Source organism: Gemmatimonadota bacterium (assembly GCA_040388625.1).
In the GTDB taxonomy this organism is placed as follows: Bacteria; Gemmatimonadota; Gemmatimonadetes; order Gemmatimonadales; family Gemmatimonadaceae; genus Fen-1247.
The window spans coordinates 387,430-407,633 of record JAZKBK010000003.1 but is presented as its reverse complement, the minus strand read 5'-3'; the positions used below and the strand labels follow the sequence as shown (position 1 = coordinate 407,633).

The following is a 20,204-nucleotide window of genomic DNA, read 5'->3' as shown; positions in this document are numbered from 1 at the left end:
CTTTATCGCATCAACGAGTTGGCGGTCTGTGCCATGTCTTCGCTGTTCTTGATCGCCTTGGAGTTGATCTCGTAGGCACGCTGAGCAGTGATCATGTCGACCATTTCGGTGACGATCTCGACGTTGCTGGACTCGAGGTAACCCTGCGCGATGCTGCCGTTACCATTCTCGGTCGGCATACCTCTGATCGGCTCGCCGGACGACGTGGTCTCCGTGAAGAGATTCTGTCCCATCGATTCCAGGCCGGATGAGTTGGGGAAGCGCGCCAGCTCTATGCGGCCGAGCTCCTGTGTACCGCCAGCGGCTGCCGTCAATCCGTTTGCGGTCACGACGCCAGTCTCGGATACGGTGATCGATGTCGCTTCCTTCGGAACTCTGATGGGCGGCTGGATCGCGTAGCCCTGGCCAGTCACCAGCACGCCCTGATCCGAAACCTGAAGACTTCCGTCACGGGTGTACGCTGTATTGCCGTTCGGCATCTGCACCTCGAAGTAGCCCTCGCCCTGAATCGCGAGATCCAGCGGGCGAGACGTCTGCTCGAGCGAGCCCTGCGAATCGATTCGCTGCACCGCGGTGAGGCGCGTACCCAATCCAACCTGGATGGCGGGAAGCTGCTCGGTGTCGCGCGAGCCGAGTGTTGCCGGTCCCTGGAGCGTCTGGTACAGCAGGTCTTCGAAGTGTGCGCGGCTCCGCTTGAAGCCGGTTGTGTTGACGTTGGCAAGATTGTTGGCGATGACGTCGGTGCGCGTCTGCTGCGCCTGCATGCCTGTCGCTGCTGTTCGAAGTGCGGGATCCACGTGTCAGTCTCCTTAGTTTGCGGGGCGGGCCAGCTCGGTTGTCGCGATCTGACGCGCCGTGTCGAGCGCGGTCACTGCCTGCTGCACTGCTGTGAACGAGCGCTGAATCGAGATCATGTCCACCATCTCGCTGATCGGCGTCACGTTGCTCTGCTCGAGAGCGCCCTGTCGGACGATTCGGGCGTCGGGATCTATTTTCGTGCGTGAAGCAGGTGGGATGAAGAGCCCACTGCCTTCCGTTAGAAGTGTTGTTTTTGCCGGGATCGTCTCGATGCGCAGGCGCCCTACCTCGGCGTTACCCACGGACACCGTCCCGTCCTTCGCGATCTGGAGGTTTCCGATCTGGTCGTCGCCGCGGGCCGCGACGCGAATGGGACCGTTTTCGCCGAGCAGCTGGTGACCAGCCGAATCGGTGAGGTCTCCGGATTCGTTGACCTGCACGGACCCGCCGCGGCTGTATCGCTCGCCGTTCGCAGTCTTGACTACGAAAAAGCCGGGACCGTCCAGCGCTATGTCGCGAGGATTGCCGGTGTTCTGGAGAGTCCCTTGCGAGAAATCCGTCACCGCGTCAGCGGCGGGAAGTGCACCTTCGACCATGCGCGCGAAGACCTTCTGGCCCTTGAAGCCGTCGGTCGAAACGTTCGCCAGGTTGTTCGCCGCAACCTCCTGCCTGCGCTCCCAGTAGCGGAGCGCGGCGGCTGCGCTGGACATTCCATTCGGTCGGACACTTGTACCCATTGTTCGGATCTCCGGTTTGACATAGTCCGTATTGGCAACACGGATACCACCTTCAACCGCATGTTGACAGAGCGTATAACTGCTTGCTAGATAACGACTTACGCTAGCGCTACGCGATACTGAAACCATACTCTTGGTCGGTAATTTCTGCCTGTCGGCAATAATTGCCGCTACAAATCAGGCGACGAAGCTACGCATCGGGCCCAGCTCGGTGCGCAATTTTCCTAGCGCCTTGGAGCGGATCTGGCTTACGCGGCTCTCGGTGAGGTTCAGCACCGACGCGATTTCGTGGAGCTTGAGCTCCTCGAAGTAGTACAGCGACAGTACCACGCGCTCCTGTTCCTTGAGCTCCATGATGGCGTCCCGGAGAAGCGAGACTTCCTGCTCATGGTTGAGCGTTTCCTCGATATCGCCGTGCGTCTCGTCGGCGAGCATCTCGGCCGGCGCGGCCATTCCGGAATCGGGCTCGCCCGGCTGACGGTCGATCGAGAGATGCACCGCGTTCTCGACGTCCGCTTCCCAACGCCAGAGCGTGGCGACGTCGACGCCCAGGTGCTCGGCCATCTCCTGCGGCTCGGGCGGTCGGCCGAAGATGCGCTGGAGTGTTTCACGAGCGCCGGAGAGCTCGCGCGCCTTGCGGCGAACGGAGCGCGGGACGTGATCCTGTCGCCGCAGCTCGTCCAGAATCGCTCCGCGAATCCGCGGAGCCGCGAACGTGCTGAACGCGAGTCCACGCGACGGGTCGAAACCCGACAATGCGCTCATCAATCCCATTGTGCCGGCGCTCACCATCTCATCGACGTCGGCTTTCGCCGCGAGTGTGCGCGACAACTGCCGCGCGACATGGTGGACCAGACCGAGATGCTCGGCGAGGAGACTATCGCGGGCTTCCTGGCTGCCCTGCGCAAATTCCTTCCAAAGCTGCATATCCATTTTTGTCATAGGACTCCTCTTCGCTCACCGTGACGCCACGAGCCTCGTAGCACTGTCGCTTCAAGTTCTTCATCCAATCGCGTCGCGAGATTATGGATCGCCATGGTAGCGGTAGTGCCGAGTGCGGCACGGGCCCGTTTCATCGCGTCGTTCTCGCCAGGTTCTTGCTCACCAGAGTCAGTCGGTACGGAACCCGCGTAGCCGACTGTTTCGCCGAGGAAGTGACTGCACGCCACCTGTATCCTCTCGTACGTCTTGAGCGCATCGCGCTCTTCACTCGCGTTGACGAGCAACTCGAGCGGTGCATCCGTGAAATGATCCCGCACCATCTTGATCAACGCGTAGGACGACGTGATCGCGATGATGTCGTGCGTCGTTACGACGATCATGCGCGTGAACCCCGGTGCGCATGCTTCGGCAATGTCCGCCCATCGAGATCCAGCGTCGATGACGTTCAAGGCCGGTGCAGCATCCTGCAGACAGGCGCTGACCGACGAGACGCCGGTCCCCGACATGCCCGACGCCACGATGATTCGCGGCGCGCCCGGATCATGCGGCATTCGCCATCTCCCACATGCCTACGCTGTGCAGATTCACCGCTGTGGGAAGCTCCGCAAGCGAGATGACCGGCAGCGCTGGAAGCACCGGCTCGATGAGGCGCCGCACGCCAACACGCAGACTTGGCGGCGTGACGAGCGGTATGGGACGTCCTTCCGTCGAATACGCCTGCGACATCTCGTTGAGATCCCGGAGCATTCTCGCGAGTGCGTCCGGATTGAGCATCGATACTCCAGGCTGCGCTGTGCGCGGTGAGAAGAGGCCTGTAAGCGCCTGCTCCAACCGTGGCCCCATCGTGATTCCGCGCACCGACGAATCCGGTTCGGCGTACAACCGCGCGATGACGTTCGACAGCGATCGGCGTACGTGCTCGGTGAGCGCTTCCGGGTCCTTGGTGGTGTCGGCGGAATCGCCGAGCGCTTCGAGGATCGTGACGAGATCCCGGATAGGAATGCGCTCGCGGAGAAGACGCTGTAGCACGCGGTGCAGCGTGCCGAGCGAGATCTTGGTTGGAACGATGTCGTCGACCAGTGCCGGATGCGTCTTCTTGAGTGTCTCGACCATCTCCTGAACGTCCTGGCGTCCGAGCAACTCGGCCGCATTCGCTTTCAGGACTTCCATGAGATGCGTGGCCACGACGGTTGATGGCTCGACGACCACGTAGCCGTAGGCTTCCGCATCCGCGCGACGATTGGTTGCGATCCATCGTGCAGGCATGCCGAAGCTCGGATCGACCGCGTCGATTCCTTCGATCGGTGAGATCACTGCGCCGGTGTTGAGCGCCATGAGGAAGCGTGGCATGACCTCACCACGAGCCATCTCGCTTCCGCGGAGCTTGATCACGTATTCGTTCGACGGCAGTCTGATGTCGTCGCGGATGCGAACTGGCGGAATGAGAATCCCGAGCTCGACTGCCGCCTGTTTGCGCAACATGGAGATGCGGTCGAGCAGATCGCCGCCCTGACGCTCGTCGACGAGTGGAATTAGTGCGTAGCCAACCTCGAGCTCGATCGGATCGATCTGGAGCAGATCCTTCATCGGATCGGTTGACGTTGGCGATTCGGACTTCGGTGCGGACAGCGCGGAGACGGCGGTTGCCGCGCGCTTCTTTTCCGCCGCTGATGCCGCGCGTGCAAGCATCCCGAGGATGCAGGCGAGCGACAGGAACGGCAGCATGGGAAGGCCTGGAACAACGGAGAACAGCGCCAGCACGCCGGCCGCGATCCACATGGCGCGCGGGTGTCTCGTCATCTGCGACGCTACGACGGTTCCCATCTGCGTGGAGCCGGCAGAGTGGGTAACCATGATACCGGCAGCCGTCGATACGACCAGCGACGGAATCTGCGATACCAGTCCTTCACCAACGGTGAGGATTGTATAGGTGCTCACTGCCTGCGAGAAGGGAAGGCCCTTCTGCACGACACCGATGAATATTCCGCCGATGATGTTGATGAACGTGATGATCAGCGCAGCGATCGCGTCTCCCTTCACGAACTTGGACGAGCCGTCCATCGCGCCGTAGAAATCGGCCTGGCTCGAGATCTCGGCGCGCCGGCGGCGTGCTTCGTTCTCGTCGATGAGCCCGGCATTCAGATCGGCGTCGATCGCCATCTGCTTGCCCGGCATTGCGTCGAGTGTGAATCGCGCAGCGACCTCTGCGACGCGTCCGGCACCCTTTGTAATGACGATGAAATTGATGCCGATGAGAATCAGGAACAACACGAGTCCGACGGCGTAGTTGCCGCCGATCACGAACTCACCGAATGCCTGAATGACGTGTCCGGCCTGGCCGTGCGTCAGGATCAGTCGCGTACTCGCGACGTTGAGCGCGAGCCGGAAGAGCGTGAGCAGCAGCAGCAGGCCAGGGAACGAGCTGAACTCGAGAGGGTTGGTCGTGTACAGCGCCGAGAGCAGGACTACGAGTGAGAGCGAGATGCTCGTCACGAGCAGCATGTCCAGCATGACGCCAGGCAGCGGAATGATCAGCAGGCCGATGACGAGGACGACTGCTACGGCGAGTCCGACTTCCGCGCCTCCCTTGCTGGGCGCTGCCGTTGTGGTCACCGGTTTTGCTGCTATTGCCGCCATCAGACCGTGTCTCCAACGAGATGCGATATCGGGCGATATGCCCAGCGTGCGCCGCGTTCATGCCGCTGGCGAATCACGAATGCAAGAACTTCAGCGACCGCGAGATACAGCTCGACAGGAATCACCATTCCCACACGAGCATGCTTGATGAGCGCGATTGCGAGTGGACGGTTTTCGACGATCGGAACGCCGTTCTCGAGCGCGATCTTCTTGATGCGCTCCGCAACCTTGCGTTGACCCATGGCAAGGACGATCGGCGCTGGCGCCTTGGAGGCATCATACTTGAGCGCAATTGCGCGGTGAGTCGGGTTGACGATGACGACATCGGCACTCGGCACATCCCGGAGCATCTGCTTGCGTGCCATCGCGCGGCCGATCGAGCGCATGCGCTGCTTGAGCAGAGGATCACCTTCGGAGTTCTTGAACTCCTGCTTGATCTCCGCCTTGCTCATGCGCATTTCCTTTGAGAACTGCCAGTACTGCCAGAGATAATCCGCCAACGCGAGCGCCAGGTACGCCAGTCCAGCGGTCATGATGAGCTTGACCGAGTAGTGCGTGACGACCTGCAGCAGGGCAATCGGCGACTGCTGAGTGGTGACGACGATCGCGTTGATGGCTTCGCGTCCAAGGGCGGCGTGTATCGCGAAGCCGACGATGATGAGCTTGAAGAGTGATTTCGCGAGCTCGACGAGCGCCTGCATGCCGACCAGACGCTTGACATTGGACGCGGGACTGATGCGCTTGAACTGTGGTGTGATGGGCTTGAGCGAGAATACACCTCGAGCCTGCACGGCATTGATGACGAGCGAGATGCCGGCCATCGCCGACGCCACGAGCATGATTGCGGATAGCGTGCGCCACCCGAGGGCCTGCAGAGTCTTGATCGCGCTCTCCGCTGAGAACGACGTGTCACCAGCAGAAGCGAGGCCCTCGCCCATGATGGCGAACAGGCGGCTTGCAACGTGCGGCACGATCGCGGTCAGCACGAGCGCGATTCCAAGTAACAGGACAGCGACCGAGAGTTCAGGACTCTTCGGGATGCGTCCTTCGTCCTGAGCTTCCTGACGTTTCTTGGGGGTCGCTTCTTCTGTTTTGTCGCCGTAGTCATCAGCCATGCTCAGTGAATCCCTCCCGGCGCAATCGCCGTGAAGAACGATGAGAGCTGCTGATCGTAGGCGGTCGGCCAGTTGCCGAGCGCGCTGGCGATGAATGGGAGCGCGATGCCGAGCGCGAACAGACCGAGGCCGATCTGAAGCGGGAAGGCTACGGAAAGAATGTTCAGCTGCGGTGTTGCGCGGCTGAGTACCGCGAGCGCCGCGTTACCAACCATTACGGTTGCGATGACCGGAGCGGCGAACCGGAGTCCGGCCAGGAACAGCGTACTTGCGAGCGCGAGAAGATTCGCAAGTCCCGCGTGCAGATCCAGCGCGCTGCCGACCGGCACGGCGCGGAGGCTCGAAGCGAGTGCCTCGATCATGCCGAGGTGTACGTTGAGCGCGAGAAGAATCGTTATTGCAAACAGTGAGAGGAAATTGGCGAGCACCGGCGAGGTCTGCTTGGTGAGCGGGTCGAGCAACGACGCACCCGACAGTCCGATCTGAATCGCCAACAGGTCGCCCGCACTCTCGGCGGCGCCAACCAGCAGCGCAGCGCCGAGTCCGATCCCGAAGCCCACGAGCAGCTCGCCCATCGCAGAGGCCGGCGTGATCTGCGGGATCACGCGCATGTTGGCATACGCGATCGGCTGGATCACGATCGTCAGCACGATCAGGAGCGATGTGCGCCACTTGACCGGCACCGTCGCAGCGGAGAAGACCGGCGCGATGAGCATGAGTCCTGTGAGACGCAATGCAACGAGCACGGCTACGTTTCCGGAGCCGGGCGCGAACAGGTCGAATGGGCGAATGTCCGTCACGAAATCATGGACGGCAGTGAGCGAAACAGCTCGCTCGTGTACTTGACCATGATCTGGATGATCCACGGCAGCGCGATGATGAACGTGACCGCGACAGCTACGAGCTTGGGCACGAACGAGAGCGTCTGCTCCTGGATCTGTGTCACCGCCTGGATGATCGAAACCACGAGACCGACAGCGAGCGCGACCACCAGCATCGGCGACGCGATCAGAAGTGCTGTCATGATCATGTTGCGCGCGAGATCGACGACGAGGACGTGTGACATGCTCTAGACCCGGAAGCTGGTCACGAGCGACTGGACGACGAGCGTCCAGCCGTCCACGAGGACGAAGAGCAGCAACTTGAACGGCAGCGATATCATCGCCGGTGGAAGCATGAACATGCCCATGCTCATCAGCACGCTCGACACGACGATGTCGATGATGATGAAGGGCAGGAACAATGCAAAGCCGATCTGGAATGCCGTGCGCAGCTCGCTGGTCGCGAATGCAGACACCAGCGTCACGAGCGGAATCTCGTCCTCGTTGCGCGGCGCAACGCCGCTGCTCATGTCGATGAACACCTGCAGGTCGTGATCGCGCGTATGTGCGAGCATGAATTCGCGGAATGGTACGACCGCGATCTTCATCATCTCACCCTGCTCGATCTTGCCGTTCATCCACGGCTGCAGCGCTGTCTCGTTCACCTTGTTGAGCGTCGGTGCCATCACGAAGCCTGTCAGGATGAGCGAAAGCGCGGCGACCATCTGTGCCGGCGGAGCGTTCTGCGTGCCGAGCGCCTGGCGGAGGAAGTTGAGGACGATGAGGATGCGCGTGAAGCCCGTCATGAGGAGCACGAGCGTCGGGAGCAGCGTCAGCAGCCCCATCATCACGACGATGCCTACCGTTCCACTCAGGCGAAGACCGCCGTCATCCTTGCCGCCACCGACGCGCAGGTCCATCTGCGGCGCCAACTTGGAGACCATGTTGTCCACGCTGGGCGACGGCGTCAACGGTGCATTCGCTGCTGCCGTGTTGGCGGCCTTTGGCGCTGCGGGCTGCGCGCCGGCGCGTGCGGAGGGAGGAGTGACCGCACCTCGCGCAGCTGCGTTGGTCGCTGGCGCCGTGATCTTCGGCGGTGCTGGAATCGCGTTTGGCTGCGCGGTCGACTGCTGTGCGGTCGACTGCTGCGTGGCCGGCTGCGGCGCAGGTTGCGCAGTTCCCTGCGCGAGCAACGACGCGCTCGCTGGCGAGAATGCCAGCAGAGTCGCGAGTCCGATGACAGCGCCGCGAATCGTCACTACTTGGTACCGCCTGCCATCGCCATGCTCAGCACAGCCTGGAAGTCTTCCATTGGTGCGACGTAGGAGATGCGCTTGCCGTCCTTCTTGCCGCTACGACCTGCTGCAGATCCATCCAGCACGGCGCCCCCGGACGTGTACTTCGCGGTGGCCTCTCCGTTACCGCGGATCAGAACCAGCTTGCGGATCCCGTCTGCGATCGCGTGAATTGGCGCACTTGCAGCTCCCCTGGCTGCGTCAGCCGTCGATGCCAGGTCGGCCTCGCCGAGTTCCGCGACCTGATGCACTCCACCCTCGCCCATCGACACGGCGAGCACGCGCGTACCGATGCGCACGACGGCGAGTCCCTGGCGCTGCCCGAGCGACAGCCGCTGGATGATTTCCATCTTGACGCTGCCTTTCTTCGATGCGTTGGTCACCGCATAGCGTCGCAGCAAACGCATTGCAACACCCATCGCGCCGAGCACGATGGCGAGCATTGCCATGACCATCAGGAAGGAAGGAGCACTCACGCTGCGATTTCCTCGACTGCATTGGCGCGTGGGAGGATTCGCGTGATGCGCACGCCGAACGTCTCACCCAACAGAACAACCTCGCCCTCTGCAAATCGACGATCTCCAACGAATACGTCGATTGGCTCGCCCGCGAGGCGATCCAGCTGAATTACGGATCCGCGTCCGAGACGCAGGATGTCCTGCACGGTCATCGACGTCCTGCCGAGCTCGATCGAGATCGGCAGCGTGAGATCGAGCAGCATCGAGATGGGCACTTCGTTGTTGACGCCCGCAAATCCGGCGTCCACTGCGTTGACAGACTCGGCGCCAGCGGCGACGTTCACATTCTGATCCATGTTACTCGGCGGAGATCGGTTGGGTATGAAGCGCTTCGGCGATCACCGAAGCATCGAATTGTGGAACAACTGGTGCTGCACCTCGTACTTCACCCGACTGTGTGAGGGCGCCCTCGAGGCGAATGGCGAGCTTGTGGCCCACGCGGCCGGCGGTGCCGGCGAAACGCTCCTGGTCGCCGACCATGACGCGGATGGGACTGTCGCTCGGTAACGCAGTCGTGATGACACCGCCCTGAGACAGCGAGGCAAGGTCGCGCATCGACATGCGAAATTCAGGAAGCCGCGCGGATACGTTGACGCGCGTTGCACGCAACGAATGTTCAGCAAGCGCACGACTGACTGCGCGCTCGTGCTCGGAACCGGTTGCATTCGCGAAGCTGCGTGTCGCCGTGTTGGTGAAGAACTTGTCAAGCACCGCGAACGGAAGACACACGAGCATCAGCGAACTGACGTCACCTGCTGTCACCTCGATGTTGGCGACCAGAACCGGATCGTCGCGATTCGCGCTCTGAAGCAGAATATCGGGGAACGACTCGAACGAGCTGATCTCGAGCGACATCGTTATGTAGTCGGACCAGACTTCAGCCAGCAGCGAGTTTACCTTTTCGACCAGGCCGCGCAGCGCCATGCGCTCCACACGCGTGAGCGGCCGCGATGTCGACATCTGCTGGCCACTGCCGCCGAACAGCCTGTCCACCATATAGAAGGCGAACTCCTCACCGATATCGACGACGCCCAGCTGTCCGCCGGAGTCGTTGATCTCGCAGATGAACGACGCGCATGGCGTCGGGAGCGAAAGCGTGAACTCGCCGAACGAGAACTGCTCGACACCCTGCAGCCGCATCTCGATCTGTCCGCGTACACGACCAATCACCCAGCTCTCGAGCGACTTCACCAGTCTCTCGTAGATCGCCTCCAGCGTCCGAAGGCGCTCCTTGGAAACGCGGTGCGGGCGGCGGAAGTCGTACATCTGAACCGGCGATTCTTCCGACGCGCCGGCGAACGGAACATTGCTCGCACCACCCAGCAGGCGGTCGATCTCGCTCTGCGAGAGCGTGCCCGATGCCATCGGGCGTGCATCGGCGCTCACTGAATTACGAATTGAGGGAAGTAGATCTTCGCCACGGTGCCGGCGCCGAACATCCTGTCGAGCACAGCCATCAATTCAGCGGCGAACTGATCGCGCGCCGAGATATCGGAGATCTGATCGCTGGTCTTTCGCGAGAAGAGCCGGAGGATCGCGTCGCGCAGCTCGGCGTCACGTCCCTTGATGACCTCGAGCGAGCTGGCATCCTTCAGCTGCAACGCAACCGACATCAACAGGAAGTGCGAGCCGCCCGATCCAGCGGGATTCATTACGAGGTTGTCCACCTGATAGATCGGTGGCGGCGCGTCGCCCTTTTTGGCCTCTGGCCCGGCGTCCTTCTTGGCGGTTGCCGCACTGTCCGCGGCAGCCGGTGCAGCCGTGGCCTTGTGCGAGAGTTTGGGGCCGAGCAGTGTGAACCCGAGGATCCCGCCAAGCGCGAGACCTCCAACAATGCCGCCTATCAGCGGCAGCAGCTTCGCCATCCCGCCCTTGGCGGCCGGCGCAGCGGCTTGTTCACTCTCTGATGGTTTCTCTTCTGCCATGCGTGTCGCCTTTCGGAAGTAGTTCTATCGCGGACTTCGCAGCAGCGGTAAAAGCAGGCGACATACCACACGAAAACGAGAATCTGGCACGATTTATCGGAGGATCTAAGTCATTGTCCCATAAGCAGTTGCGTGAGAGTGGCCGGTTCCAGCATCGGAGGTCTGTGATGGACAAAAAAGGGCAGCCCGGCAATTTCTTCCGGGCTGCCCTCGGCTAATATTGCCGCAGCAGTGAATCTTTGAGCGACTGTCCTACATCACTACTGACGCATGTTTATGAGAGTCTGAAGCATCTGGTCGCTGGTCGTGATCATCTTGCCGTTGGCTTCGAAGCCGCGCTGCGTGATGATCATGTCGGTGAATTCCTGCGCCAGATCGACGTTCGACATTTCGAGCGCGCCGCTCGCAATCGTCGAAGTGGTGTCCTTTCCCGAGTAGCCGATAAGGGGCGTTCCCGAGTTCGCGGAGACCGTGTACATGCTGTCGGCGGCCTGATCCAGACCCTCGGGGTTGTTGAAGTCCGCGAGGGCGATCTGTGCGAGCGTCTGATTGGTGCCGTTCGAGAAGGATCCAGTAACGACTCCATCCTGGCCGATCGATACATTCTGCAGAACACCTGACGCGTAACCGTTCTGGTCGCGCAGCACCGCGGAATTCCCGACCGCGAGTGATGTGACGCCAGTCGACCCGGTGCCAGGATCGAGCTTGAGTGAAACTGCGGCGCCGCCACCGGCCGGTGTAAACGTCACACTTGGCAGATTGGAATTTGCGCTATCGATCGTGCCGTCGCTCTTGAAGGTGAACTGCCACGGAGTCGCGGCGGCTGCCGGCGACGACTGGGCGCCCGGTCCGAAAGTATACGGTTGTGTCGCGTCGTAGTTCAGGCTGCTGGGGTCGATCTTGCACTCCCACGTGTTCGGGCCGGTCTTCCAGGCAACGAGCGTGAGGTTGTGCTTCGAGCCGAGCGAATCGAAGACACCGAGTGTGGTCTCGACCTTCGAGCCCGCGTTCACCGGGTCAGCAAGCTCGGCGGCAGTCGGATTATTTGGATCGACTGCGACGAAGTTCGGGGCTTCGGAGTTGAAGTTGCCCGCGACCGTCGCCTTGGTGGTTGCGGCAGCGGGAGTGGTCTGGCCGATCGGCACCGAGATGCCGGTGAGACCTCCGCCCAGGACGCCGTTCTTCGCCATCAGGCCCTGGACGATTCCGCCATTGCCTGCGACGAGCGTACCGTTGGAATCCCACTTGAAGTTACCGTCACGCGTGAACGAGTTCTGCGCGCCATTCGAGACGACGAAGAACGAATTGCCCTGTATCGCGAGGTTGGTCGCGACGTTGGTCGTCTCGCGGTTTCCCTGCGTGAAGACGGTGTCGATGCTGCTTAGCTGAGAGCCAAGTCCGACGGCCATCGAGTTGATGCCGCCTGTCGTGGTGCCGGGACGCGTCGCGCCGGAGAGAACCTGCGAGAAGCTCTCCGTGAAGTTTGCACGACTTGCCTTGAATGCCGTCGTGTTGACGTTCGCGATGTTGTTACCGATGACGTCCATTCGGGTCTGATTGTTCCGCAGGCCTGATACGGCGGAGAATAGCGAGCGATCCATGTCGTTAAAGTCCTATGAGTGTGTGTATGGTCATTCAGGCGCTTACGCGCCCGTGGTCGATGAGCTCGAGCCCGTTGAGCCCGAAGTCGGGGTCGTCGGCGCGAACAGCGCAGCGAAGTTGTCGAGTTTGGTGTTGATGTTCATCAACTGCTCGACACTCGAGAACTGCGCCAGCTGCGCAGCGAGATCCTTTCCGTCCATCGGATTCATAGGATCCTGGTTCTGCATTTCCGTCACGAGCAACTTGACGAACTGGTCCTTTCCCATAGCACCGCCTGCTGCGTTGGTGATCGCGTTGCTTGCCGAACCCGACGAGGAGTTCGGTGCGTTCGTGTCACGCATCGGAGCGATGCCGCCAGTGGGCGCGGTAATCATTTCTGTCTTCCTCCCTGCTGCTCTCTACGAGAGCGCTGTCGGGTCGCATCCGCGTCCTGTCGGTTGTCCCGGTAATTGAGCGAAGGGCGCCCGTTCTGGGCGCTCTGATCGCTGCCTTGGCGCGGGTTCCATCCCGGCCCTGAGCCAGCCGACGTGGATGCCACGTTGATAGCCGTTGCATCCAGTCCGTGCTGCTCCAATGCGTGCTGCAATTCTCCGACGCGCAATGACATCTTGTCCGCGCGATTCGGATCTGCAACCGATATTGCCGTGTCCACGACGCCCGCACGCAGCTGAACCGTGATCTTGTCGGAGCCTCCGGCTGCGTTGTCGACGTTGAGGGTCACCTGCGAGAGCGGTTGCGCTGGTGCCGCGTCGCGCGCATCCAGCAGCTTGCCGACCTTGTCGGCGGCATCTGTACCGCTGGCTACCTGTACGGTCTGAGGCATCTGCGCTCCGACGACCATCGGTTGCGCCGGCGCAGCAACGTGTGCCACCTGCGCTACCTGGGCAACTGATGCAACGCTTGCGACGCTCGCGACATCGGCTACCTTCGCGGTGTCACCCGTTATCGCGCTATCCTTCAGAATATCTCCGCGATCGCGCTGAGACATGTTGCCAGACATTCCGCCACCGTTGCCGGCCATTCCGTTACCCGCCATTCCGTTGCCGGCCATCATCGGCATCTGGATCTGCGGCATCCCGGTGGACGCACTGCGGCCAACCCTGCTCAGCAAACCATTGAAGTTGTTGAGACTGTCGCTGTCGTCGCGCGCATTGTCAGTCACATTGCTCTGATCCATCGCAATACCGATTGCGCGAGATACATTGTCATCGATGTTCAGGGTGTCGATGGGACTGCTGTCGCCCCACGCAGCGGCCCCTCCGCGCGTCGGCATCTCGATGTGACCCGGATCCTTGGGACCGAGCGTGCGAAGTCCTTCCTGCGCGGCGATCTGCGCCAGCTGCTGGAAGCCCGCGGTGTCGGTGTATCCCCCATCGATGGTGACGTCCGCCGCAAGTCCAAGCGTGTGCTTGCTCGACTTGGTCCAGGTCACCACTTCACCTGGATTCACGCGCCCCTGATCATATAGATGATCCTGCCGCGACTGAGTCCTGAATCCTTCCACGAGATTGACATCCTTGCCGAACTCGTCATGCATCCGACTCACCACGCGGGCAAGCCGCGTGCGGAAATCCGGATTGAGCGCGTCGGCGTCAGCGTTGGGGGTGTCGACGGAAACAGTGGCCGCGGCTGCGCGCGCTTCCGCGGCTGCAGCGAAGGCCGGCTTTCCGGCGTGAACCCCACTGCCGACGCCAGACGCGCCGGTCTTGGATGCTGCGGTAGATGCAGCGGTAGATGCAGCGGTAGATGCAGCACTGGATGCAGTACTTGATGCGGCACCGGCCTCAGCACTTGATGCAGCGCTGGACGTGGCTGTGGATGCCCGTGCGTCGAGCTCGGAGTTGGCGCCGTCCTTCTTCAGCTTCGCAGCGTGAGGTGCGGGTGCGTGCATCGCTGTCGCAAGCGTTGCAGCGAATGCATTCGTACCAGACGTGCTGGGACCATCCGCGTCGCGCCTGGAGCGCGACGACGACGTCGGCTCCGCCGATGCAGGTTCTGCAGGAGCAAAGTTGACTGGCAGCATACTCATTCCGTGCCTCCGCTGGATGCGGTGCGAAGCGTTGCCTGCAGGATCAGCGCGGCGCGCTGCGTCGGGAAGGACCCGAGAATGGCGGCCTGTTGCTTGCTCGATAGCGAGCCCAGTATCGCGCGAACGTCGTTGTCATCCATCTGCTCGAGCACACGCGCGGCATCCTTGGGCTGCATCGCACCAAATACCTGCGCCAGGCGTCGGCCGATGAGCGAATCTGTCGCGGGTCTGATTGGCCGAATCACCGGTTTGGGTGCAGCGCCACCGGATTGGGCAGTCGATGCAAGCTTCGCATTTGGCGTTTGCGTCGCAGAAGCTGGCCGGCCGGACCCGGTTGCCTTGTCCTGCGCGGAAGCGACGTCATGACTTGCCGTCGGTGCCGCCGGTGCCGCCGGTGCCGCCGTAGCGCCGGATCCGGCTGGTGCTCCCGCCGGCGCGCTGGCACCAGAAGGACCCGCGGCATTCGGATTGGCTGTCTGCGCATTCGCCACGGCATTGACGGAGTTGGTCGAGTCGGCCGCTGGTGCTGCAATGCTGTCCTTCGCCGCTCCCGTCGAATCCGGCTTCCGATTCGCCGCCGCAACCTTGTCGGTTTTCGCCAAAACCACCGGCTTCGGCGCGCGAACCATCACCACTCCGGTTGCGATGCCGAGGCTGAGTCCGAATGACGCGATAAATGGAATTAGAAGTTTCTTCATTGCCCGTTGTCGTTGTGCACGAAGCGGGAGAGCGCGATGTCGTCCATCGCTCTCCGGTCTGTCTGCTCCGCAGTTGCGCGATATGTCTCTTCGTGACGCTCACGAAGACGATCCAGAACGCGGCGATCCTTGAACGCTGCGGTAAGTGCTTCCTGCACCTGCGAGACGCTGTTGTTCGCTGCGCCGACGGTATCGTTCGCGCCCGCGATCCTGTCGTCGAGTTGCTGCATCATGAATGCGAGATTCGCGAGCTCACCAACCGAGTGGCTCTCACCCTCCTTCACGGCTTCCGAGCCAGCTGCTCGTTCCGCGCGCAGCCCGTTGAGCGCGTCTTTCGCCTCGCGCTCAGCTCCGAGAGCGGCAGCCAGTTGAGTTGCGAGATGACGCTCCTGCTTCTCTCTGAGATCCAGAACCTGCTGAAGACGAAAACGAAACATCGTTACGCCGCCTGCCGATTGGAGGCCGTGATGCGTGCCGCGAGATCGCGCATCGTCGCATGTGTCTCGCCGATAGTCGTGGTCTCGTCTGCACGCTGCCGTAGCAGGGACAGTACCGCTTCGCGATGCTCCACGGCGGAGTCCACCATCGCACTCGTTCCTTTCTGGTACGCGCCCACGAGTATGAGATCTTCCTTCTCGCGATATGTAGCCTCGGTGCGCAGAATCGTCTCCGCCGCCGTGCGATGGCTCGGTGACACCACCTGATCCCGAACTCGGCTCTTGCTGTCGAGTATGTCGATGGAAGGAAAGTGTCCCGCCGATGCCAGCTTGCGTGTGAGCACTATGTGACCGTCGAGTATGGAGCGCGTTGCGTCGGCAACCGGTTCGTTGAAATCGTCGCCATCCACCAGCACCGTGTAAATGCCGGTGATGCCGCCGACACGCGCATTGCCTGCACGCTCGAGAAGACGCGGGAGTGACGCGAACACCGAAGGCGGGTAGCCCTTTGTGGTCGGCGGTTCGCCGGTTGCCAGCCCGATCTCGCGCCACGCCATTGCTACACGCGTCACTGAATCGAGCATCAGCATCACTTGCTTGCCCTGGTCGCGAAAATATTCGGCGATTGCAGTCGCCACGAGCGCGCCACGAGCGCGAACCAGCGCAGCCTGATCGCCGGTGGCGACAATGATTACGGAGCGCGCGAGTCCTTCCTCGCCAAGCGAATGCTCGATGAAGTCGCGTACCTCGCGGCCACGCTCGCCGAGTAGTGCGATCACGTTGACGTCCGCCTTGGCGTGCCGCGCGATCATCCCCAGAAGCGTGCTCTTTCCGACGCCCGATCCGGCGAATATTCCGACGCGCTGGCCGCGACCGATCGTGAGCATCCCGTCGATTGCACGAACGCCCGTCTCCAGTGGCTCGTCGATCATGCGCCGCTCGAGTGGATTCGGAGGCTCGGCTGCAAGCGGAACGCGGTCTGTGAATTCGATCGGACCCTTGTCGTCGATTGGATGCCCGAGTCCATTCAGAACGCGACCAAGTAGCGACGGTCCGACGTCGACACCGAAGGAGCGGCCGAGTGGCTGAACGAAGCTTCCAGCGTGTAGCCCGTCGAGCTCGCCGAGCGGCATCAGGATGACGTTGTCTTCGTGGAACCCCACGACTTCCGCCAGCACCGATCTGTCGTCCGTCAAGCTCGTGACACGACAGAGCTCGCCAACGCCCACGTCGATTCCCGTTGCCTCGATGACGAGACCAACGACTCGTGTGACACGACCATAGCGATCGAATCGCGGCGTATCCGCAACGACATCCGCGAAAGTATCAGGCAACATTGTCCGTCAACTTTCTATAGAGTCGTTCAAGTGCCGTATCGACGCGGCCGTCCACGATCCTCTCGCGTCCCTCGACGACACAGCCGCCCGGCTGAATACGGGAGTCTGCCAGCCACCGAACGTCACGATTCGGCGCGATCGGAACAGGCTCGCCGCCGGTCGGCGTGGGATGCGACAGAAGCGATAGGTCGTGTGGATTCACACGAACGCGCATCGGCTGATCGATCGGAAATTCCGCCAGCGCGCGCTTGACCAGATCTGCGACAGACGCCGCGTCGGTGCGCAGTTCACGTCCAACTATGTGGCGCGCCACAGTAACGGCGAGAGCCGCAATGTTTTCGGTAACACATTCCTGCCACTTGGATTCGCTGGTGCGAATCGTGTCGAGCGCCTGCTCGGCTGCCGCGACCGCATTGCGCAGGCGTGTCGCCTCCGCCAGCTCGCCGTCCAGCCTGCCGGCGTCGTAGCCAGCGGCCTGCGCCTCCGCCAGGCGCTGCTCCAACTCGATACGAGCATGCGCTTCCTGCTCCATCTGTGACGCGGGCTGCGTATTGACAGCTGTCGTCCAGTTGAGCGTCGCCATGTCATCCGGCGCCCATCGCGTCGGATTTGCGGGCAGCGCACCGGCCGCAAGCACTCCGGGCCTATTCGATGAACGCATCTTCCGAGGCTCCGGCACCGATGGTGATTTCTCCGGCCGCTTCGAGCGCCCGAACCTGTGCGACGATCTGTGCCTGGGCCGCTTCCACGTCGCGGACACGAACGGCGCCGAGCATCGATATCTCTTCCTTGAGCGCCGTGACCGCGCGTGCCGACATGCCGGCCATGATGCGCTCGCGCATCTCTTCCTTTGCGGTCTTGAGCGCCAGCGATAGAGTACGGGCGTCGATTTCGCGCAGCAGTCGCTGCAACGAGCGGTCGTCCAGCTTGCCCACGTCGTCGAAGACGAACATGAGGTTCTTGATCTGCTCGCAAAGCTGCGTGTCCCGCTCGCCGATGTGATCGAGCAGGTCTTTCTCGAGCGAGCCCGAGACATGGTTGAGCACGCTCGCAACTGCATCCGGTCCACCAGCCGCGCGCAAGCCGCGAGTAAAGCTGAGGTCGGTCTCGTTACTGAGAGCCTTCTCCACCAGCAGCATCATGTCAGGAGCCACCTTTTCCATGCAGCCGATGCGGTACATCACCTCGCCGCCGAGCGATGGATCCAGGTCGCGCAGAATCGTCGCGGTCTGTTGCGGCTCGAGATGAGCGAGAACAAGTGCGATAGTCTGAGGATGCTCGCCGCGCAGCGTCGTCGCGAGCTGCTGCGGGTCAGCGCTCCGTAGCCGGTGCAATCCAGCTGAGTCTGCCAGCTGCGACTGAATTCGCGTCAGCGTCGCGCTGGCTCTGTGACTGCCGAACGCCTTTTCCAGAACCTCACCGGCGTAGCTGATACCGCCCTGGGCGATCGAGTCAACGGCAAGTGCCATCTGCATCCACTCGGTCAGGACTGCTTCGACCGTGCCGGCGCTCACCTGTTCCATCTGCGCGATATGGAAGCTGATCTCCTCGGCCTCTTCAGGCGTGAGCGACTGCGTCAGTTTCACCGCCTCATCAGCGCCGAGCGACATGCACAACACCGCGACCTTCTGCGGTCCGGTCAGGTCGGCAGCGGTGAGTTTCGCAACACTCTTCTTTTCTTCCACCGGCACTACCGCGGTTCCCATTTATACAGCTTCCTTCAGCCACGCGCGTACAACGCGGGTCGAGACTTCAGGCTTGGCCGCGATGGTTGCCGCTACACGACCGCGAGTCTGATTCTGTTCCGGAAACGCGAGCGGTTGAGGCGGAGGCTGAACTGCGTAGCTCTGGTGCTGCTGATGCGCGTTCGCGGAGATCGCGTTAGCCATATCGTGCGCCGCGGTGGCGAACTGGTTGGAGTGTTGACCGCCGGGTGCAGGAAGCGCGAGCGGAGCGTACGCCGAGCGTGAGTTCGACGCCGGTAGAGACTTGATCGCCTTGATGAGCATCATCGCGACGATGAAGAGCACCAGAATGGCAAACACGGAGATCGCCGGCTTCTCGAATTGCTGAACGGTATTGATGATCGTCTGTGGCGCGGTCTTCTCCACGTCCGCGACAGGCGCCGCGTCAAAGTGGGTCGCGACTACCGTGACGACGTCACCGCGCGTGCTGTCAGCTCCCACGGCACCGCGGATAAGCGATTCTATGCGCGCGATCTCTTCCGGAGTGCGCGCAACATATGTCGGCTTCGCGTTGGGGCCTGCATTGGCCGGCGGCTGAATCATGCGGTCATTCAGCAGAACGGCAACCGACAGTCTCTTGATGTTGCCGATCGCTCCGGAGAAGTTCTCGGTGACCTTGGAATTGTCATAGCTCATCGCGACGTTCGACGACGCAGCGCCGCCCTGCGCTCCAGGCGTGATCTCGTAACGCTGCTCCGTGCTGGTGGCCTGCTTGTCGGGATCCACGAGCTGCGATGACCGCTCGATCTTGTCGAAGTTGAGCGCGGCGGATACGCGAACGCGCGCATTGCCGCTGCCTACGATGTCATCGACCAGGCTTTCCGCCTTGGTCTGTAGATATCCCTCGACCTCGCGCTGGGTCGAAAGCTGCGCGTTCGTAAGGGAAGCCATCGAGCCATCGTCCGGAGTGGACAACATTCTTCCGGCATCGTCGAGTATCGTCACGTGGTCCGCCGTGATCCCGTCCACGCTGCCCGCCACGAGATGCGCGATACCCTGCACGACATCCTGCGATGGTGCGGCGCCACCGGTCTTCAATACCACGGATGCGTTCGCCGGCTTGTCCTGAGAACGGAACGTCGCCTGCTCGTGCAGCGCGAGGTGAACCTGCGCCGACTGCACCCCCGTCATCTTGCCGATCGTGCGCTCGAGCTCTCCTTCTAGTGCGCGCCTGTAATTGATTCGCTGCGTGAAGTCAGTCATTCCCCACGATGGCTGATCGAACAGCTCCATGCCGGGACGTCCAGCCGACGGAAGCCCCGCCTGCGCCAGAGTCACCCGCGCACGCGCAACGTCGTTGGCGCTCACCAGAATGTCGCTGCCGCCGCGATCCAGCTTGAACCCGATTCCGGCAGCCGTGAGCTTGTCCGTCATCTGCCCGACCGTCTCGATCGGCTGATTGGTGAAGGCCGGTACCCAGTCCGGCGCCGTAGCCCACTTCGATACACCGAAAATCACCGCGGCCACGCCAACGCCCACCATCAACAACATGGCACGTTGGCGACCGCCGATGCGGTCGAGCATGTCCTGAATTGCGTCAGCCACGGTTTATAATCCCCGGTTCTCGA

General features: G+C 61.9%; 22 protein-coding genes. All 22 read right to left on the bottom strand.

Features of this window, described 5'->3' with window-relative positions:
* Nucleotides 1–2: 2 nt before the first annotated feature.
* The 22 genes from flgG to fliF all read right to left on the bottom strand — a co-directional run bounded on the left by flgG (nt 3) and on the right by fliF (nt 20,181).
* Nucleotides 3–797, bottom strand: a complete 795-nt coding sequence (gene flgG, locus V4529_07475) for a flagellar basal-body rod protein FlgG (GenBank protein ID MES2358171.1) — start codon at nt 795–797, stop codon at nt 3–5.
* A gap of 12 nt (nt 798–809) precedes the next feature.
* Nucleotides 810–1,535 (bottom strand): flagellar hook-basal body complex protein, encoded by a 726-nt coding sequence (locus V4529_07470; protein ID MES2358170.1) that lies wholly within the window; start codon nt 1,533–1,535, stop codon nt 810–812.
* A 177-nt stretch (nt 1,536–1,712) separates the two neighbouring features.
* On the bottom strand, nt 1,713–2,477 hold the full coding sequence (locus V4529_07465; GenBank protein ID MES2358169.1) for a FliA/WhiG family RNA polymerase sigma factor: 765 nt from the start codon (nt 2,475–2,477) through the stop codon (nt 1,713–1,715).
* Entirely contained in the window at nt 2,474–3,028 is a 555-nt protein-coding gene (locus V4529_07460; protein ID MES2358168.1) for a hypothetical protein, read from the bottom strand. Before V4529_07460 ends, V4529_07465 begins: the two co-directional genes overlap by 4 nt.
* Nucleotides 3,018–5,114, bottom strand: coding sequence for a flagellar biosynthesis protein FlhA (gene flhA, locus V4529_07455; protein ID MES2358167.1), 2,097 nt, complete (start codon nt 5,112–5,114; stop codon nt 3,018–3,020). Before flhA ends, V4529_07460 begins: the two co-directional genes overlap by 11 nt.
* A complete protein-coding gene (locus V4529_07450; protein MES2358166.1) occupies nt 5,114–6,229 on the bottom strand; it encodes an EscU/YscU/HrcU family type III secretion system export apparatus switch protein in 1,116 nt (371 codons plus the stop codon). Before V4529_07450 ends, flhA begins: the two co-directional genes overlap by 1 nt.
* Before the next feature lie 2 nt (nt 6,230–6,231).
* The gene (locus V4529_07445) at nt 6,232–7,029 is read right to left on the bottom strand and encodes a flagellar biosynthetic protein FliR (GenBank protein MES2358165.1); all 798 of its coding nucleotides are present in this window, start codon (nt 7,027–7,029) and stop codon (nt 6,232–6,234) included.
* A complete protein-coding gene (gene fliQ / locus V4529_07440; GenBank protein MES2358164.1) occupies nt 7,026–7,295 on the bottom strand; it encodes a flagellar biosynthesis protein FliQ in 270 nt (89 codons plus the stop codon). The genes V4529_07445 and fliQ overlap by 4 nt, the downstream gene beginning before the upstream one ends.
* 3 nt (nt 7,296–7,298) lie before the next feature.
* Nucleotides 7,299–8,309, bottom strand: a complete 1,011-nt coding sequence (gene fliP / locus V4529_07435; protein ID MES2358163.1) for a flagellar type III secretion system pore protein FliP — start codon at nt 8,307–8,309, stop codon at nt 7,299–7,301.
* The gene (locus V4529_07430; GenBank protein ID MES2358162.1) at nt 8,309–8,821 is read right to left on the bottom strand and encodes a flagellar biosynthetic protein FliO; all 513 of its coding nucleotides are present in this window, start codon (nt 8,819–8,821) and stop codon (nt 8,309–8,311) included. The genes fliP and V4529_07430 overlap by 1 nt, the downstream gene beginning before the upstream one ends.
* Nucleotides 8,818–9,159, bottom strand: coding sequence for a flagellar motor switch protein FliN (fliN, locus tag V4529_07425; GenBank protein MES2358161.1), 342 nt, complete (start codon nt 9,157–9,159; stop codon nt 8,818–8,820). The genes V4529_07430 and fliN overlap by 4 nt, the downstream gene beginning before the upstream one ends.
* 1 nt (nt 9,160) lies before the next feature.
* Nucleotides 9,161–10,249 carry a FliM/FliN family flagellar motor switch protein gene (locus V4529_07420; GenBank protein MES2358160.1) on the bottom strand — a complete coding sequence of 363 codons (1,089 nt, stop codon included), beginning with the start codon at nt 10,247–10,249 and terminating at the stop codon, nt 9,161–9,163.
* On the bottom strand, nt 10,246–10,788 hold the full coding sequence (locus V4529_07415) for a flagellar basal body-associated FliL family protein (GenBank protein MES2358159.1): 543 nt from the start codon (nt 10,786–10,788) through the stop codon (nt 10,246–10,248). Before V4529_07415 ends, V4529_07420 begins: the two co-directional genes overlap by 4 nt.
* A gap of 260 nt (nt 10,789–11,048) precedes the next feature.
* Complete coding sequence (locus V4529_07410) at nt 11,049–12,389, bottom strand: flagellar hook protein FlgE (GenBank protein ID MES2358158.1); 1,341 nt, start codon at nt 12,387–12,389, stop codon at nt 11,049–11,051.
* A gap of 42 nt (nt 12,390–12,431) precedes the next feature.
* A complete protein-coding gene (locus tag V4529_07405; protein ID MES2358157.1) occupies nt 12,432–12,764 on the bottom strand; it encodes a flagellar hook capping FlgD N-terminal domain-containing protein in 333 nt (110 codons plus the stop codon).
* On the bottom strand, nt 12,761–14,419 hold the full coding sequence (locus V4529_07400) for a M15 family metallopeptidase (protein ID MES2358156.1): 1,659 nt from the start codon (nt 14,417–14,419) through the stop codon (nt 12,761–12,763). Before V4529_07400 ends, V4529_07405 begins: the two co-directional genes overlap by 4 nt.
* Nucleotides 14,416–15,117 carry a hypothetical protein gene (locus V4529_07395; protein ID MES2358155.1) on the bottom strand — a complete coding sequence of 234 codons (702 nt, stop codon included), beginning with the start codon at nt 15,115–15,117 and terminating at the stop codon, nt 14,416–14,418. The genes V4529_07400 and V4529_07395 overlap by 4 nt, the downstream gene beginning before the upstream one ends.
* The gene (gene fliJ / locus V4529_07390; protein ID MES2358154.1) at nt 15,114–15,554 is read right to left on the bottom strand and encodes a flagellar export protein FliJ; all 441 of its coding nucleotides are present in this window, start codon (nt 15,552–15,554) and stop codon (nt 15,114–15,116) included. Before fliJ ends, V4529_07395 begins: the two co-directional genes overlap by 4 nt.
* A gap of 2 nt (nt 15,555–15,556) precedes the next feature.
* Nucleotides 15,557–16,891, bottom strand: coding sequence for a FliI/YscN family ATPase (locus V4529_07385; protein ID MES2358153.1), 1,335 nt, complete (start codon nt 16,889–16,891; stop codon nt 15,557–15,559).
* Entirely contained in the window at nt 16,881–17,552 is a 672-nt protein-coding gene (locus V4529_07380; protein MES2358152.1) for a FliH/SctL family protein, read from the bottom strand. Before V4529_07380 ends, V4529_07385 begins: the two co-directional genes overlap by 11 nt.
* On the bottom strand, nt 17,536–18,597 hold the full coding sequence (gene fliG / locus V4529_07375; GenBank protein MES2358151.1) for a flagellar motor switch protein FliG: 1,062 nt from the start codon (nt 18,595–18,597) through the stop codon (nt 17,536–17,538). Before fliG ends, V4529_07380 begins: the two co-directional genes overlap by 17 nt.
* On the bottom strand, nt 18,598–20,181 hold the full coding sequence (fliF, locus tag V4529_07370; GenBank protein MES2358150.1) for a flagellar basal-body MS-ring/collar protein FliF: 1,584 nt from the start codon (nt 20,179–20,181) through the stop codon (nt 18,598–18,600). It abuts the gene before it with no gap.
* Nucleotides 20,182–20,204 lie beyond the last annotated feature (23 nt).